The sequence below is a fragment of the Streptomyces sp. iso_384 genome (assembly GCF_056172905.1).
In genome coordinates, this window is sequence record NZ_JBWBTT010000001.1 from 3,659,663 (window position 1) to 3,674,154 (window position 14,492).

The window sequence follows — 14,492 nt, forward strand, 5'->3', positions numbered from 1 at the left end:
AGGAAGAAGAGGCGAGGAGACCCCATGAAAGCCGTTCAGTACCGAGCCGCCGGCTCCGCCCCCGAGGTGGTCACCGTCCCGGACCCCGAGCCCGGGCCCGGCCAGGTCCTGCTGAAGGTCACCGCCGCCGGCGTCTGCCACTCCGACATCGCCGTGATGAGCTGGCCCGCCGACCAGATCCCCTTCCCGCTGCCCCTCACCCTGGGCCACGAGGGCGTCGGCACGGTCGCCGCCCTCGGTGACGGCGTCGACGGCTTCGCGGTCGGCGACTCCGTCGCGGTGTACGGGCCGTGGGGCTGCGGCACCTGTGTGAACTGCGCCGAGGGCAAGGAGAACTACTGCCTGCGCGCCAAGGAGCTCGGCATCATGCCGCCCGGACTCGGCGCACCCGGCGCGATGGCCGAGTACATGATCGTCGACGACCCCCGCCATCTGATCCCGATCGGCGGCCTCGACCCGGTGAAGACCGTGCCCCTCACGGACGCGGGACTCACCCCGTACCACTCGATCGTCCGCTCGCGGGCGAAGCTGGTGCCCGGTTCCACCGCTGTCGTCATCGGCACCGGCGGCCTCGGCCACGTCGCGATCCAGCTGCTGCGCGCCATGACGGCCGCCCGGGTCATCGCCCTGGACGTCACCGAGGGCAAGCTCGCCCTGGCCAGGACCGTCGGCGCGCACGAAGCCGTTCTCTCCGACGAGAAGGCGGCCGCCCGCGTCATGGAACTGACCGGAGGGCTCGGCGCGCACGTGGTGCTCGACTTCGTCGGAGCGCCGCCCACCGTGCGGACCGCCGGGGCCGTCGCCCGCGTGGACGGCGACGTCACCATCGTCGGCATCGGCGGCGGCGCGCTCCCGGTCGGCTTCGGGACACTTCCGTACGGAACCAACGTCAGCGCCCCCTACTGGGGCTCGCGCAAGGAACTCGCCGAGGTCCTCGACCTGGCCCACGCCGGGGCGGTGGACGTCCATGTGGAGACGTACTCCATCGACGAGGCCCCGCTCGCCTACGAACGCCTCCACGACGGCAGGATCAACGGCCGGGCCGTCATCCTCCCCGGCGGCTGACCCTTTCCGGCCCCTTCCGGCCCCTCCCGGCGCACGCCCGGTGTGCCGGGGGGCGGCCGGAGGGGCCGGAAAATTCCCGGCGTGGGCGGCCCGCCCTCGTTAGACTGGCCCGCATGGGTTCGTACCGCTTCTACTTCTTCCGCTGATTCCCGGCCCGGACGGCCGCCGCGCGCCGCACCACGCGTCCCGCTGAGACGCCCCGGTGACGTCGACGTCACCCCGCGCGCCCGCCGCCGTCCCCTCCGCCGTCCGGCATCCACGCCCCGCCACCGCGCCCCCGTGCGCCCCGTCGCGGGCCGTCACCCAGGGAAAAGGCACCCATGCACCCCCAGCGCGACCGCGCTCAACTGGCCATGAAAGACGTCTCCAAGGCGTACGGGGACCGCTCCGTACTCGACCAGGTGACCCTCACCGTCCGGCCCGGTGAGAAGACCGCCGTCATCGGCGAGAACGGCTCCGGAAAGTCCACCCTGATCCGGCTGCTGGCCGGCGCGGAACAGCCGGACACCGGAGAGATCACCGTCCGGTTCCCCGGCGGCGCCGGCTACCTCGCCCAGACCCTCGACCTCGACCCGTCCGACACCGTGCAGGACGCCGTCGACGCGGCCCTCGCCGAACTGCGCGACCTCGAACACCGCATCCGCGAGGCGGAGGCCGGCCTCTCCGAGCGGAAGCCCGGCGACCCGGAGCCCACCGACGCGGAACTCGCCGCGTACGGAGACCTCCTCACCGCTTACGAGGACCGCGACGGCTACCGGGCGGACGGCCGCACCGAAGCGGCTCTGCACGGGCTCGGCCTCGCCCACCTCACCCGCGACCGGGCCCTCGCCACACTCTCCGGCGGCGAGCAGTCCCGGCTCGCCCTCGCCTGCGTCCTGGCCGCCGCCCCCGAACTGCTGCTGCTCGACGAGCCGACCAACCACCTCGACGCCCGCGCCGTCGGCTGGCTGGAGGACCACCTGCGCGCCCACCGGGGCACCGTCGTGGCGATCACCCACGACCGGGCGTTCCTGGAGCGGGTCACCTCGGTGATCCTGGAGGTCGACCGCGATCTGCGCACGGTCACCCGGTACGGGGACGGCTGGGACGGCTACCGCACCGCCAAGGCCGCCGCCCGCCGCCGCTGGGCCCAGGAGCACGAGGAGTACGTGGCGGACCTGGCCCGCACCGAGGAACTGGTCGAGGCGGCCGGAGCGCGGCTCGCGGCCACCGGAGGCGACCCGAAACAGGGCTTCGGCAAGCACCGCCGCTCGCACGAGGCCAAACTGTCCGGCCAGGTCAGGTCCGCCCGGACCCGGCTGGACGCCCTGCGCAGGTCCCCCGTGCCACCCCCGCCCCGCCCACTCGCCTTCACCGGCCGCCCGACCGTCACCACGGAGACCGGCGGGGCGGAGAGCGCCGGGACCACCGACGCCACCGGCCGGTCGGACCGCACGAGGTCCCTCGTGGAGCTGGACGCCGTCTCCGTAGGGGACCGCCTCCGCCTCCCCTCCCTGCGCGTGGCCTCGGGAGCCCGCCTCCTGGTGACCGGGGAGAACGGGGCCGGGAAGACCACCCTGCTGCGGGTTCTCGCGGGCGACCTGGCCCCCGACACCGGCACGGTCACCCGTCACGCCCGCATCGGCTACCTCCCGCAGGAACTGCCCGCCCGGCCGACCCGGCGCACCCTGCTCGCGACCTTCGCGGCGGGCCGCCCCGGCTTCCCCGACGAGTACGCCGACGAGCTCCTGGCCCTCGGACTGTTCCGCCCCGAGGACCTCGACGTGCCCGTCGCGTCACTCTCCGTCGGCCAGCAGCGCAGGCTCGCCCTGGCCCGTCTGGTGACCCGGCCGGCCGATCTGCTGGTGCTGGACGAGCCGACGAACCACATCGCCCTGAGCCTGGTCGAGGAGCTGGAGCAGGCCCTCGACCAGTACCGGGGCGCGGTCGTCGTCGTCTCGCACGACCGCAGCTTCCGGTCCCGCTTCACCGGCGACGTGCTCGAACTGCGGGCCGGCCGCCAGGTGGGCACGGTTCCGGCCCCGGCTCCGGCCTACGCGCCGGGGGAGGCGGCCGTCCCGCGCACCTGAGCGAGCAGCCGGTCGACGAACACCCGCTGGCCGGCGACCAGCCGCTCGACGGCCTGCTCCGGCGTGCACCAGGCGAACCGGTCCATCTCCGGGAACTCCTGCTGCACGCCGGACCCGCGCGGCCACTCCATCGTGAACGTCCCCGGCACGACGGACGCCACGTCCAGCTCCGCCTCCAGGGCCCACACGGTCACCGTCTTGCCGCTGCGCTGCCGGGAATCGCCGAGCGCGATCCACTCACCCGGCGGGACGGGCACCCCGAGCTCCTCCGTGAACTCGCGGCGGGCAGCAGCCTCGGCGCCTTCCTCCGACCCGTACTCGCCCTTCGGCACCGACCAGGCGGCCGCCTCCCGCCCCGCCCAGAACGGCCCGCCCATGTGCCCGATCAGCACCTCGACATCGCGCTCGCCCCCGGTGTCCGTGACCCGGAAGAGAAGAAGCCCCGCACTGCGCCTGCCGGTCGACATGTCGTCAAGTCTGCTGCGGCGGAGTGCGGGGCGCCATGTGAGGCGTCACGTCTTGCGGTAGCCGTACGCCTCCGAGGCCGCCGCCTCCACCGCCGCGAGGTCGCCGCCCGCCGAGGCGGTCACCACGGCGGCCACCGCGCCCTCCACGAACGGCGCGTCCACGAGCCGCGTGTTCTCGGGCAGCTCGTCGCCCTCGGCGAGCATGGCCTTCACCGTGAGGACCGCGCTTCCCAGATCCACCAGGACCGCCACGCCCGCACCCCGGTCCACCGAGGCGGCGGCCCGGCCGATCAGCTCCGCGCTCGTCCCCAGCGCGCCGTTCGGCAGCCCACCGGCCGGGGCGACCGGCGCGGTCACCCCTCCGGCGGCGAGCCCCCGGGCCAGCTCGGCGACCGACTCGGCGACCGGACCGCTGTGGGAGACCAGCACGATGCCCACCTGCGCCTCGCCGCTCATGCGCCCGCTCCGTCCGCCGCGGTCGCCGCGAGGGCCTCGACCAGCAGCGCCGACGAGGTCGCTCCCGGGTCCTGATGCCCGATGCTGCGTTCGCCGAGATAGCTGGCCCGGCCCTTGCGCGCCTGCAACGGCACCGTCGCCTCCGCACCCGCCCGGGCCGCGTTCGCCGCCCCCTCGAACGAGGTGGCGAGGGCCTCCGCCGCGGGCAGCAGCGCGTCGAGCATCGTCTTGTCCCCGGCCTGGGCGCCGCCCAGCTGCCCCACCGCGGCGACCCCCGCCGCGAACGCCTGCGCCAACTGCTCCTGCGTCACCTCGCAGGCGTCGCCGAGCGCCTTGCCCGTACGGCGCAGCAGCGTCCCGTACAGCGGTCCGGACGCCCCGCCCACCGTGGAGATGAGCTGCCGTCCGGCCAGGGCGAGCACCGCGCCGGGGGTGGCGGGCGCGTCGTTCTCCAGCACCGCCGTCACCGCCGTGAAGCCGCGCTGAAGATTGCTGCCGTGATCGGCGTCCCCGATCGCCGAGTCCAGCTCCGTCAGATGGTTCGCCTCACGCTCCACGGACGCCGCGGCAGCGGCCATCCAGCGGCGGAAGAAGTCGGTGTCGAGCACATGATCTCCTGTTCCTCGGTCCCGCCGGAACGGATCGTCCCGGCGGCACGGACAGTGCGGGCAGTACGGCCGGCCGGCCCCGCGTACACGGCCACGGGATCCGGCCGGCGGCTCAGCAGCCCCAGCGGAGCGCGGCCGTCCGCACCGGGGCGTCCCACAGCCGCAGCAGCTCCTCGTCGACCTGGCACAGCGTCACCGAGCAGCCTGCCATGTCGAGCGACGTCACATAGTTCCCCACGAGCGTACGAGCCACCGGAACGCCCCGCTCGGACAGGACCCGGTGGACTTCGGCATTGAACCCGTACAGCTCCAGCAGCGGTGTCGCCCCCATGCCGTTCACCAGCGCCAGCACCGGACCGGTGGGCCGCAGGTCCTCCAGGACGGCGTTCACGGCGAAGTCGGCGATCTCCCCGGACGTCATCATCGGCCGCCGCTCACGCCCCGGCTCCCCGTGGATCCCGATGCCCAACTCCAGCTCCCCGGAGGGCAGATCGAAGGTGGGGCTGCCCTTGGCCGGCGTGGTGACCGCGCCGAGCGCCACCCCGAAGCTGCGCGAGGCCCCGTTCACCTGCCGCGCGACGGCGGCCACCCGCTCCAGCGGAGCGCCCTCGTCCGCCAGTGCTCCGGCGATCTTCTCGACGAACAGCGTCGCTCCCGTACCGCGCCGCCCGGCGGTGAACGTACTGTCGCTCACGGCCACGTCGTCGTCCACCACCACTTGGGCGACCTGGACCCCCTCGTCCTCGGCCAGCTCGGCGGCCATCTCGAAGTTGAGCACGTCACCGGTGTAGTTCTTGACGACGAACAGCACCCCCGCCCCACTGTCGACGGCCGCCGCGGCACGCACCATCTGGTCCGGCACGGGCGAGGTGAACACCTCACCGGGACAGGCGGCCGACAACATCCCGGGCCCGACGAACCCGGCATGCAGCGGCTCATGCCCGGAACCGCCCCCGGAGACGAGCCCCACCTTCCCCGCCACGGGCGCGTCCCTCCGGGCGACGACCCGGTTCTCCACATCGACGGTCAGCTCGGGGTGCGCGGCCGCGATACCTCTCAGCGCATCGGCGACGACGGTCTCGGGAACGTTGATCAGCATCTTCATGTCTGTCTCCTAACGAACGAACGTGGCAGAGGCCTTGTCGAACTGCGTTCTCGCCGGTGCCTCGATGTGCGCAGCGGGTGAGTGATCGGGGTCGGGCTCGGTGCGTCTCCCCACGATCCTGCCGACAACCCGGGTCCGACGCCATCTGCGGAACGAGTTGCGGCGTTCGGTCCGGACATCCGACGACGCTTTCGTCCCTGCGCACGTGCTGCGCACCCTGCAGCGTCTGGCCCATGACGAGGCGCGACTGCGCTGGACCCTGCGGACATGCAGGTCACAGAAGTGGCACCTGTCGGTTTCCGGCTTTGCGAGGCGTGTGCCCATGGCCCTGTCCATTCGTCACCAGCTGCCCGCCACCGTCACCGCCGTCACCACGGGCGAAGCCATGGCGTCGGTGAAGGTGCGCCTGGCCGGTGGTCAGGACATCACCGCTGCCGTCACCGCCGAGGAGGATCCAGCGGTTGCGTGTACCCCCGTGGGGTATATGGTTGCGGGGGTGGTCAAGGAGTACGGTCACACCGGACGGTTTGGGGATGAGGGTCATGGACCACAACGCACACCACGCCGGCGCCTCCGGCGACCGGGCCGCGCAGCAAGCCCACGCGGGGCACGAGGGGCACACGGGGCGCCGGCCGGGAGCGGTGACGTGGGGGGCCGCGGTGAAGGCGACCCTTCACTGCCTGACCGGCTGTGCGATCGGCGAGATCCTCGGCATGGTCATCGGCACCGCCTTGATGTGGGGCAATGTCGAGACGATGATCCTGGCGATCACGCTGGCGTTCGTCTTCGGCTACTCGTTCACGCTGTTCGCCGTCCGCCGGGCCGGGCTGACCTTCAAGGCCGCGCTCAAGGTGGCGCTCGCCGCGGACACCGTCTCGATCGCGGTGATGGAACTCGTCGACAACGCGATCATCGCCCTGACCCCCGGGGCGATGGACGCCCACCTGTCGGACGCGCTGTTCTGGGCGGCTCTGCTGGGCGGCTTCGCCGTGGCCTTCGTGATCACGACGCCGGTCAACAAGTGGATGATCGGCCGCGGCAAGGGGCACGCCGTCGTCCACGCCTACCACTGACCGCGCGGGCGCAACGGCCCGGCCGGGCGTCCGCCTGACCGTGGAGATCGACCGCAGGGAGACCCACGTCTCCTGGGGGCGCCCCCGGCCTGAGTGGGCTGCCGGTCAGCGACGGCTGACGGGCCTTCCGGCTCGCCGGTCAACTGGCCTTCCTGGAGCAGCGCCCGCTGATGGACCACCTCGCGGACGGCGCCCCGGAGCTGACCTCGCCCGAGTCGGCCGCGCCGGCCCGTATCGGCCGGGCGAACTGCTTCGCCGGCGCCCTGCCTCGGCTGCCGCATCTGCGTACAGGCGGATTCAGCGGGTGCGTTCGTAGTGCCGACGCGCCTTCTCGCGGTTGCCGCAGACGGCCATCGAGCACCAGCGGGCGCGGTTGGCGCGGCTGCGGTCGAGCAGGAACAGCCGGCACATGTCGTTGGCGCAGGGGCGCAGCCGACCGGGCATGCTGTGCTCGATGTCGGCCCAGGCGAGCACTGTCTCGACGGCCAGCCGGGCGTGCGGGGGAGTCGCGACCGTCCACCGGAGGCCCTGCGAAGTGACCTCGGGTATCTGGTGGACCCCTTCCATCAGCGGACCCAACGCAGCGGGTGAACGCTTTCCGTGCACCACGTCCCGCAGGACGTCCCGGGCCTCGCGCAGCAGCGCCAGTTCCGCGTGGCTGCCGTCGCCGCCGTGCTCACGCGCCCAGCGCCTGCCTTCGGCCGGGTCGCCGAGCGCATCCTGCTCCTCGCCGTCGACCAGCGGCCTGCTGTTGAGCAGGTCCAGCAGGGCGTCCATCGGGTGCCACCTTCTTTCTAACCGGATCGAATCATTTGACAGGTTAGCCCATTCCGTGCTTGTCTGGCGAATGACTAACCGGATCAAATACTTAAAGGGGTTAGAGATGAATTCGGTGCACCATCGGACCGCGACCGTCGACGGTCATGAGATCCACTACCGCGAGGCCGGCCACTCCGACGCCCCCGCGATCGTCCTGCTGCACGGCTACCCGACCAGTTCGTTCATGTTCCGCGAACTCATCCCGCTGCTCGCCGACCGCTACCACGTCATCGCGCCGGACCACCTCGGCTTCGGCCACTCCGACGCCCCCTCGGTGGAGGAGTTCGACTACACCTTCGACGCCCTCGCCGAACTCACCTCCGGCCTCCTGGATCAGCTGGGCCTGGACCGCTACGCGCTCTACGTCCAGGATTACGGCGCCCCCATCGGATGGCGCCTCGCGCTCAAGCACCCCGAACGGATCTCCGCCCTCGTCACCCAGAACGGCAACGGCTACGAGGACGGCTTTGTCGACTCCTTCTGGGCCGGCCTCTGGGCCTACGGGGCGAACCCCGGCCCCGACACCGAACCCGGCGTCCGTGCCGCGCTGAGCCCCGACGCCATCCGCTGGCAGTACGTCCACGGCGTGCCCGACCCCAGCCTGATCAGTCCGGACACCTGGGAGCACGACGTCGCTCTCGTCTCGCGCGAGGGCAACGACGAGATTCAGCTCGCGCTCTTCCGCGACTACCGGAACAACCGCCCGCTCTACCCGCTCCTGCACGAGTTCCTGCGCACCAGCGATGTCCCGGTGCTCGCCGTGTGGGGCCGCAACGACGAGATCTTCGCGCCGGAAGGTGCGCTGGCCTTCGCCCGCGACGCCAAGGACGTGGAGGTACACCTGATCGACGGCGGACACTTCCTGCTGGAGAGCCACCTGGACGTCGTCGCGGGCTACCTGCGCGGCTTCCTCGGACGCGTGCTGCGGCCCACCCCTGATCGGTGAGCTCATGATCAATGCATCTGGGCCACCGTCGGATCCGTCCGGCCCACGTTGTCGGCCATGCCCCCAAGGATGTTGCGCAGGCTGTCGTTGATGTGTGCGGCGGTGAGCTCGGCGGTGCGCCGCTCGTCCCCGTGGGCGATGCACCGCGGATCAGCGCGTGCTCCTCGGTGGAGCGCGGCAGCCTTTCCGGCGTACGACGGGCGATCCGGCGCAGTCCGCGGAGCTGGGTGCGCAACGAGCGCACGGCACGGCGACAGCTCCGCGGTGCGCGACCAACTGGCCTCGTGCGCCGAGCGCGAGCGCGTCGTCCGCGCCACGGAGTACCTCGACCGGGACCTGGACGGTCCGGAGGGCTTCGTCGTGTCGCAGCCGGCCGGCAGCGCGATCCGCTGCCACGGGCTGAGGCTTCCGGGACGTGGACCGGCCGGAACAGACGCGGCCACATGGCCGGGAACCGTCGTCAACCCGCCCGGGTTAGGGCTTGCGGCAGCCTCTCGCGCTGCGCTGCAATTCCGTTGAAGCACCGATGAAGTGATGTGAAGCCGGCTGAAGCCGGCAGGAACAGGGGGGGCGAGTGGCGGACGGTGACGACGGGCGGCTGCGGCTCGGCCTGCTCGGGTCGCTGTCGGCGTACCGCGGCGGACGGCGGCTGGATCTGGGGCCCGTACGCAGGCAGGCGGTCCTCGCCGCGCTGGTGCTGCGCGCGGGCAGCCGGGTGAGCCACCAGGAGTTGCTCGACGACGTGTGGGGCGAGAGCCCGCCGCCGACCGGCGTACGGGTGCTGCCCAGCCACGTCTACTCCCTGCGCCGATCACTGGACGCGCCGGGTACGGCGGCACGGTCGTCCCTCATCCGCAGCGGCAAGGGCTGGTACCGCTTCGAAGCCGAAGGCGTCCGGCTCGACACCGTCGAACTGGCCGCCCTCGGACGCCGCGCCCGGAGCGTCAAGGCATCCGCCGGACCGGCCGCCGCGCAGGCCCTCTTCGACGAGGCGCTCGGGCTGTACGCAGGAGAGCCCCTGGCCGGCCTTCCCGGCCGCTACGCCGGGTCGGTCCGCCGACACCTGGAGGAACAGCGGCGCACCCTGCGGAAGGGGCGGCTGGATTGCCTCTTCCTGCTCGGCCGTTCGTCCGAAGCCGTCGAGGAACTGGCCGAGTTGACCGCGTCCTGCCCGTTGGACGAGGGGCTGCTGGCCATCCACGTAAGGGCGTTGTACAGCAGCGGGCGCCAGGCGGAGGCACTCGACGCCTTCCACGCGCTGCGCGGTCGTCTGCGCGAGGCGCACGGCGCCGAGCCGGGCGAGGAGTTGCGCAGCCTGTACGAAGCCGTGCTGCGGCAGGACGACACCGTCCTTCTGCCGCCCGCCGTCACCGTCGCCCCGGTCCCGGACCCCTCGCGGCCGCAGGTGAACGAACTCCCCGGTGACGTGGGACCGTTGGTGGGCAGGCAGGAGGAGCTGGCGCTGCTCGCCGAGCCGGGACCCGCCGGGAACGTCACGGTCCTGGCGGTGGACGGCACACCGGGCATGGGCAAGACCCGGCTGATCGTCCAGACCGCCCGGCACCTCGTTCCCCGGCACCCGGACGGCTGTCTCTTCCTGGATCTGCGCGCCCACGCGACGGGGCAGCCGCTCTCCCCGCGAAGGGCCCTGGCCCGCATGCTGCGCACCCTGGGCACGGTCGGCGACCGGATCGGCGACGACGAGGAGGAGCTGGTCGCCGCCTGGCGCACGGCGACCAGCGGCCTGCGTCTCCTGCTGGTGCTGGACGACGCGCTGGACGCCCGGCAGGTCCGGCCCCTGCTGCCGTCCGGACCGGGCAGCACGGTCATCGTGAGCAGCCGGCGGAGACTGGCCGGCCTGGACGCGACCCGCCGGATCTCCCTGGAGCCCCTGCCCGACGACGACGGCGTACATATGCTCAGCGGCTTCATCGGAACGGACCGGGTGGAACGCGAACCGGACGCCGCGCGTGAACTCGTCCGGCTCTGCGACGGGTTGCCGCTCGCCCTGCGGATCGCGGGTACCCGGCTCCAGACACGGCCCGAGTGGACCCTGGCGCACATGGTGGCGCGGATGGCCGATGACGGGGACCGGCTGGAGGAGCTGAACGCCGACGACCGGAGCGTCGCGGCCGCCTTCCAGCTCTCCTACGAACACCTCCCGCCACAGCAGCGGCAGATGTTCCGTGTCCTCGGCCTCGCGCCCACCGTCGAGTTCGATCCGCTGACTCCGGCGGCGATGCTGGACCTGCCGGCCACCGAGGCCGGCCGGGCCCTGGAGCAGCTGGTCGACGCGGGCCTCCTGCGGCAGCCGCGGCCCGGCCGCTACCGGCTGCACGACCTGGTCCGGGCCCACGCACGCCGCCTGGCCGCAGCCACCCCCGACCTCTCCAGGCCGGTCGGCGTGGCCGCCCTGCGACTCCACCTGGACGCGGCCCGGATGGCCAGCGACTGGGGCCCCCAGGCGTTCCCGGCCACCTCTTCCGCGGAAAGCTCCGCTTTCGCCGACTGGCGGTCCGCGGCGGACTGGCTCGACGAAACCGGGGGAGAGGTCGTCGACGTGGTCGGCCATGCCTTCGCGCTCGGCGAGAGCGACCTGCTGTGCTGGATCGCCGAGGCCCTGACCGACTACCTCACCAGCCGCGGCCGCTACCACGACGCCCGCGCCATCCTCGAAGTCGCCCTCGAAGGCTCACGGGACTGCGGCGACCGGCGGATGGCGCCCACGCTGCGCAACTGCATGGGCCTCACCGAACTCTTCGCCTACCGCACCGGCCGGGCGCGCACCTGGTTCGAGGAGGCCGTCGAGGTCAGCCGCCGGCTCGGCGACGACCGCGAGCTGGCCCGGGCGACCACCGGGCTCGGCACCGCCGCACTGCATTCGGGAGACATCGGCGCGGCCGACGCCCACACCACGGCGGCGCTGAAGGTCATTCCGCCGTCCGACGACTGGGGCGCGTCCACCGTGCACACCTCCCTGGGCTTCGTACGGATCGCACAGGAGCGGAAGGAGGACGCGCTGGACTGCTTCCGCGCCGCGCACGCACGAGCCCGCATGGTCGGCCGGCCCCGGGTGCTCAGCCGCACCCTGACCTGCATGGCCGACGCCCACCTCGCCCTGGGGCGACCGCACGAGGCGACCCCTCTGCTCCGTGAGGCCGCCGTCCTGGCCCTGGACGCCAAGGACCTCCTGCTCCAGGCGCTGACCCTGGCCCGCCTGGGCACCGCGATCCATGAGGAGGGCGACCCGAACACCGCCCTGGCACACCTCGACCGGGCACTCGCCGTGCAGCAGCGCCTACGGCCGGAGGACGAGCCCCACCGCGACAGACTGGAGATGGACATCCGCTGCCGGCTCGGCCGGGCCCACCTCACAGCGGGACGCCCGGACCGGGCCCGCCGGGAGTTCCGGGCCGCTCTCGCCCTGCCCCGCTCCTCCACGTACGAGCTCGAACACACCCAGGCCGCACAGGGTCTCCGGGCCTGCTCATGACCGCCACGGTCGGCGCCGGCGACGGTCACCCTGCCCCGGGGGCCGGCGTCGGGTGACCAGGCTCGCCGATCCGCCGTAAGCGCGTTCGGTTAGGCTGGCCTTGCCTGGGCACAGGACCCGGGCAGCACAGGACCCGGGCATGCGGGTTCGGGTTCCGGCGTCCCGTGCGGGATCCGGCGGACGGAACAGGCAGGGGCGGGGCTCAGGTGAGAGACGGTGACCGGGCTCGTGCGCGTCGTGCGTCCGACGGGGCGGAAGCGCTCGTGCGGGTGACGGGGAACGCGGGTTCCGGGTCCGCGCCCGGGGCGAGGCACCGTGGATAAGATCGCGCTCGCGGCCGGAGCCCTGTACGTCATCGTCCTGCTCCGCGCCGGAGGGACCTTCGCCGTCGGATGGCTCGCCGGCGCCGGTGCCCGACGCAGCAGGTTCGCCGAGCGGATCTCTTCGGCGAAGTTCCGGCGTGCCGAGCGGGCGATCCAGCGGTGGGGCGCGCCGATGGTGGCCGTCTCCTTCCTGACGGTCGGTTTCCAGACCGCCGCCAACTTCCTCGCGGGCAGCATGCGCATGCCGTTGTCCCGCTATCTCCCCGCCCTGCTCGTGGGCGGAGCGGCCTGGGCGCTGATCTACGCGACCGCGGGCCTCGGCGTGCTCGAAGTGCTCGGAAGGCTTTTCGCCGAGCGGACGGCCTTCGGGGTGTCCGCCGTGGCAGTGGCCCTGCTGACGGTGTGCGGGGTGGTGGTGTACCGCAGAAGAAGGGCGGCGCTGTCCTCCGGTGGCACCGCCGCCGACGAAGCGTGAACCCGCGGGGAGACGAGCGACCTCGGTGCCCGGCGCCGGGCGGCCGCTCGGCCGCACCGCCGGTTTGACGAGCACGACGGACACCGCTTTGCTGCTCCGATACCGCCGCCGAGCCTGCTTTCCCCCGCGAGGAGCACGTACGTTGTCGTCACCGTCCGGCCCGGTCGCAGGCATGGAGCGCCATCAGGTCGCCGTCTATGTGGGGGCCCTGGCCGCCGGGGGCCTGGTGGGCTGGGCCGTGCCCGGTGCGGGGCCGGGGCTGGAGCGCGCGATCAACCCGGTGCTGGCCGCGCTGCTGTACGTGACGTTCCTGCAGGTGCCCGCCGCTGAACTGGTGCGTTCGGTGCGGGCGGGGCGGTTCCTGGCCGCGACGCTGGTGGTGAACTTCGTCGTGGTGCCGCTGGTGGTCGCCGCGATGTTCGCCTTCCTCCCGGACGACCGGGCGGTCCGCCTGGGTGTGCTGCTGGTCCTGCTGGCCCCGTGCATCGATTACGTGATCGTCTTCAGCGGGCTCGCCGGTGGCAGCAGTGAACGCCTGCTCGCCGCCACCCCGTTGCTGCTCCTCGCCCAAATGGTGCTGCTGCCGGTCTGTCTGTTCCTGTTCATGGGCCCGGATCTGGCCGAGGTCGTGGAGGCCGGACCGTTCGTCGAGGCGTTCGTCGTGCTGATCGTCGTCCCGCTCACGCTGGCCTGGCTGACCCAGGCGTGGGCCGCACGGCGCCCGGCCGGACAGCGGGTCGCCGACACGATGGGCACGACGATGGTGCCGCTGATGGCCGCCGTCCTGCTCACCGTGGTCGCCTCCCAGGTACCGAAGCTCGGAGACTCGGGCAGCCTGGGCGACGTGGGCCGTGTCGTGCCGTTCTACGTCGCGTTCCTCGTCGTGATGGCGTTCGCCGGGCTCGGCGTCGCCCGCCTGTTCCGCCTGGACGCTCCGGCCGGCAGGGCCATCGTGTTCACCGGCGCGACCCGTAACTCCCTGGTCGTCCTGCCCCTCGCCCTGGCCCTGCCGGACGCGTTGGCCGTCGCCGCGGTGGTCGTGGTCACCCAGACCCTGGTCGAGGTGATCGGCATGGTGGTCTACGTCCGGGCCGTCCCCCGGCTGCTGCCGCTCCGGGGCTGATCCGTACCGCCGTGCCCGCCGCGCAGGCCCTGGCTCACCGCCGCGACGCCGTGCCCGCCCGCGCCGCGAGGGCCTCCAGAACCGACGCGTGGGCCCGGTCCACCGAGACGTCCGGGTGAACCCGGCCCTCGCCGGTGGAGGCGGAGACGGCGAAGGTGAAGAACGAACAGCAGGCGCTCTCGCGCGACGCCAGTTCACGGACCCGCTCCGCCACCCCCGGGCCGCCCGCCAGGTCGAGACGTAGTCGCAGCACGGACGGGCGGGACAGCGCGGTCAGCCGTTCGGCGAACAGCCCGCCCCACTCGGCGACCCGCAGGGGCTGTTCCTCGGTGGGCAGGGTGCAGGACGGGGGTGCCCAGGCAGGCCCGGTCATCGTGTTCACTCCCGTCGCACGTTCCCGGAAGGGGAACACCTTCGACGGTGGACCGTACCCAGGCACCGAATGACCCGGGATGACCTGGCTTGAATTA

The 14,492-nt window shown here is 72.8% G+C and carries 13 protein-coding genes and 1 pseudogene; 8 read left to right on the forward strand and 6 right to left on the reverse strand.

Features of this window, described 5'->3' with window-relative positions; all coding sequences use genetic code 11:
- Window positions 1-24: 24 nt before the first annotated feature.
- Both AC0VY3_RS16335 and abc-f read left to right on the forward strand, forming a co-directional pair.
- On the forward strand, window positions 25-1,065 hold the full coding sequence (locus tag AC0VY3_RS16335; protein WP_103510358.1) for an NAD(P)-dependent alcohol dehydrogenase: 1,041 nt from the start codon (window positions 25-27) through the stop codon (window positions 1,063-1,065).
- A 320-nt stretch (window positions 1,066-1,385) separates the two neighbouring features.
- Window positions 1,386-3,134, forward strand: coding sequence for a ribosomal protection-like ABC-F family protein (gene abc-f / locus AC0VY3_RS16340; protein ID WP_103510357.1), 1,749 nt, complete (start codon window positions 1,386-1,388; stop codon window positions 3,132-3,134).
- Here abc-f and AC0VY3_RS16345 read toward each other — a convergent pair.
- The 4 genes from AC0VY3_RS16345 to dhaK form a co-directional block, all read right to left on the reverse strand.
- Window positions 3,098-3,601: an NUDIX hydrolase gene (locus tag AC0VY3_RS16345; protein ID WP_103510356.1), complete on the reverse strand. Its 504-nt coding sequence runs from the start codon at window positions 3,599-3,601 to the stop codon at window positions 3,098-3,100. The genes abc-f and AC0VY3_RS16345 overlap by 37 nt on opposite strands.
- Window positions 3,602-3,646: 45 nt before the next feature.
- Window positions 3,647-4,057 (reverse strand): PTS-dependent dihydroxyacetone kinase phosphotransferase subunit DhaM, encoded by a 411-nt coding sequence (locus AC0VY3_RS16350; protein ID WP_103510355.1) that lies wholly within the window; start codon window positions 4,055-4,057, stop codon window positions 3,647-3,649.
- Window positions 4,054-4,665 (reverse strand): dihydroxyacetone kinase subunit DhaL, encoded by a 612-nt coding sequence (gene dhaL / locus AC0VY3_RS16355; RefSeq protein ID WP_103510354.1) that lies wholly within the window; start codon window positions 4,663-4,665, stop codon window positions 4,054-4,056. Before dhaL ends, AC0VY3_RS16350 begins: the two co-directional genes overlap by 4 nt.
- 112 nt (window positions 4,666-4,777) lie before the next feature.
- Window positions 4,778-5,770 carry a dihydroxyacetone kinase subunit DhaK gene (gene dhaK, locus AC0VY3_RS16360; RefSeq protein WP_103510353.1) on the reverse strand — a complete coding sequence of 331 codons (993 nt, stop codon included), beginning with the start codon at window positions 5,768-5,770 and terminating at the stop codon, window positions 4,778-4,780.
- Window positions 5,771-6,092: 322 nt separating this feature from the next.
- Here dhaK and AC0VY3_RS16365 point away from each other — a divergent pair.
- Window positions 6,093-6,218, forward strand: a pseudogene (locus tag AC0VY3_RS16365) (TOBE domain-containing protein); the annotation flags it as partial.
- A gap of 94 nt (window positions 6,219-6,312) precedes the next feature.
- The gene (locus AC0VY3_RS16370; protein ID WP_103510352.1) at window positions 6,313-6,843 is read left to right on the forward strand and encodes a DUF4396 domain-containing protein; all 531 of its coding nucleotides are present in this window, start codon (window positions 6,313-6,315) and stop codon (window positions 6,841-6,843) included.
- Window positions 6,844-7,140: 297 nt separating this feature from the next.
- Here AC0VY3_RS16370 and AC0VY3_RS16375 read toward each other — a convergent pair whose 3' ends face one another.
- Window positions 7,141-7,620: a CGNR zinc finger domain-containing protein gene (locus AC0VY3_RS16375; RefSeq protein ID WP_475549874.1), complete on the reverse strand. Its 480-nt coding sequence runs from the start codon at window positions 7,618-7,620 to the stop codon at window positions 7,141-7,143.
- Between the two features lie 106 nt (window positions 7,621-7,726).
- On the opposite strand from AC0VY3_RS16375, the gene AC0VY3_RS16380 reads away from it, so the two are divergent.
- From AC0VY3_RS16380 to AC0VY3_RS16395, 4 genes are all read left to right on the forward strand, one after another.
- Window positions 7,727-8,608, forward strand: a complete 882-nt coding sequence (locus AC0VY3_RS16380; protein ID WP_103510350.1) for an alpha/beta fold hydrolase — start codon at window positions 7,727-7,729, stop codon at window positions 8,606-8,608.
- 574 nt (window positions 8,609-9,182) lie between these two features.
- Window positions 9,183-12,101, forward strand: a complete 2,919-nt coding sequence (locus tag AC0VY3_RS16385) for an AfsR/SARP family transcriptional regulator (protein WP_475549875.1) — start codon at window positions 9,183-9,185, stop codon at window positions 12,099-12,101.
- Window positions 12,102-12,416: 315 nt separating this feature from the next.
- Window positions 12,417-12,899, forward strand: coding sequence for a DedA family protein (locus tag AC0VY3_RS16390; protein ID WP_103510349.1), 483 nt, complete (start codon window positions 12,417-12,419; stop codon window positions 12,897-12,899).
- Between the two features lie 172 nt (window positions 12,900-13,071).
- Entirely contained in the window at window positions 13,072-14,022 is a 951-nt protein-coding gene (locus AC0VY3_RS16395) for an arsenic resistance protein (RefSeq protein WP_103510348.1), read from the forward strand.
- A 34-nt stretch (window positions 14,023-14,056) separates the two neighbouring features.
- On the opposite strand, the gene AC0VY3_RS16400 is transcribed toward AC0VY3_RS16395, so the two are convergent.
- Window positions 14,057-14,395: a hypothetical protein gene (locus tag AC0VY3_RS16400; protein WP_475549876.1), complete on the reverse strand. Its 339-nt coding sequence runs from the start codon at window positions 14,393-14,395 to the stop codon at window positions 14,057-14,059.
- Between the last annotated feature and the right edge of the window lie 97 nt (window positions 14,396-14,492).

Coding starts and splice junctions, on each gene's coding strand:
- AC0VY3_RS16335 (WP_103510358.1), top strand. CDS start 25: ATGAAAGCCGTTCAGTACCGAGCCGCCGGCTCCGCCCCCGAGGTGGTC.
- abc-f (WP_103510357.1), top strand. CDS start 1,386: ATGCACCCCCAGCGCGACCGCGCTCAACTGGCCATGAAAGACGTCTCC.
- AC0VY3_RS16345 (WP_103510356.1), bottom strand. CDS start 3,601: ATGTCGACCGGCAGGCGCAGTGCGGGGCTTCTTCTCTTCCGGGTCACG.
- AC0VY3_RS16350 (WP_103510355.1), bottom strand. CDS start 4,057: ATGAGCGGCGAGGCGCAGGTGGGCATCGTGCTGGTCTCCCACAGCGGT.
- dhaK (WP_103510353.1), bottom strand. CDS start 5,770: ATGAAGATGCTGATCAACGTTCCCGAGACCGTCGTCGCCGATGCGCTG.
- AC0VY3_RS16370 (WP_103510352.1), top strand. CDS start 6,313: ATGGACCACAACGCACACCACGCCGGCGCCTCCGGCGACCGGGCCGCG.
- AC0VY3_RS16375 (WP_475549874.1), bottom strand. CDS start 7,620: ATGGACGCCCTGCTGGACCTGCTCAACAGCAGGCCGCTGGTCGACGGC.
- AC0VY3_RS16380 (WP_103510350.1), top strand. CDS start 7,727: ATGAATTCGGTGCACCATCGGACCGCGACCGTCGACGGTCATGAGATC.
- AC0VY3_RS16395 (WP_103510348.1), top strand. CDS start 13,072: ATGGAGCGCCATCAGGTCGCCGTCTATGTGGGGGCCCTGGCCGCCGGG.
- AC0VY3_RS16400 (WP_475549876.1), bottom strand. CDS start 14,395: ATGACCGGGCCTGCCTGGGCACCCCCGTCCTGCACCCTGCCCACCGAG.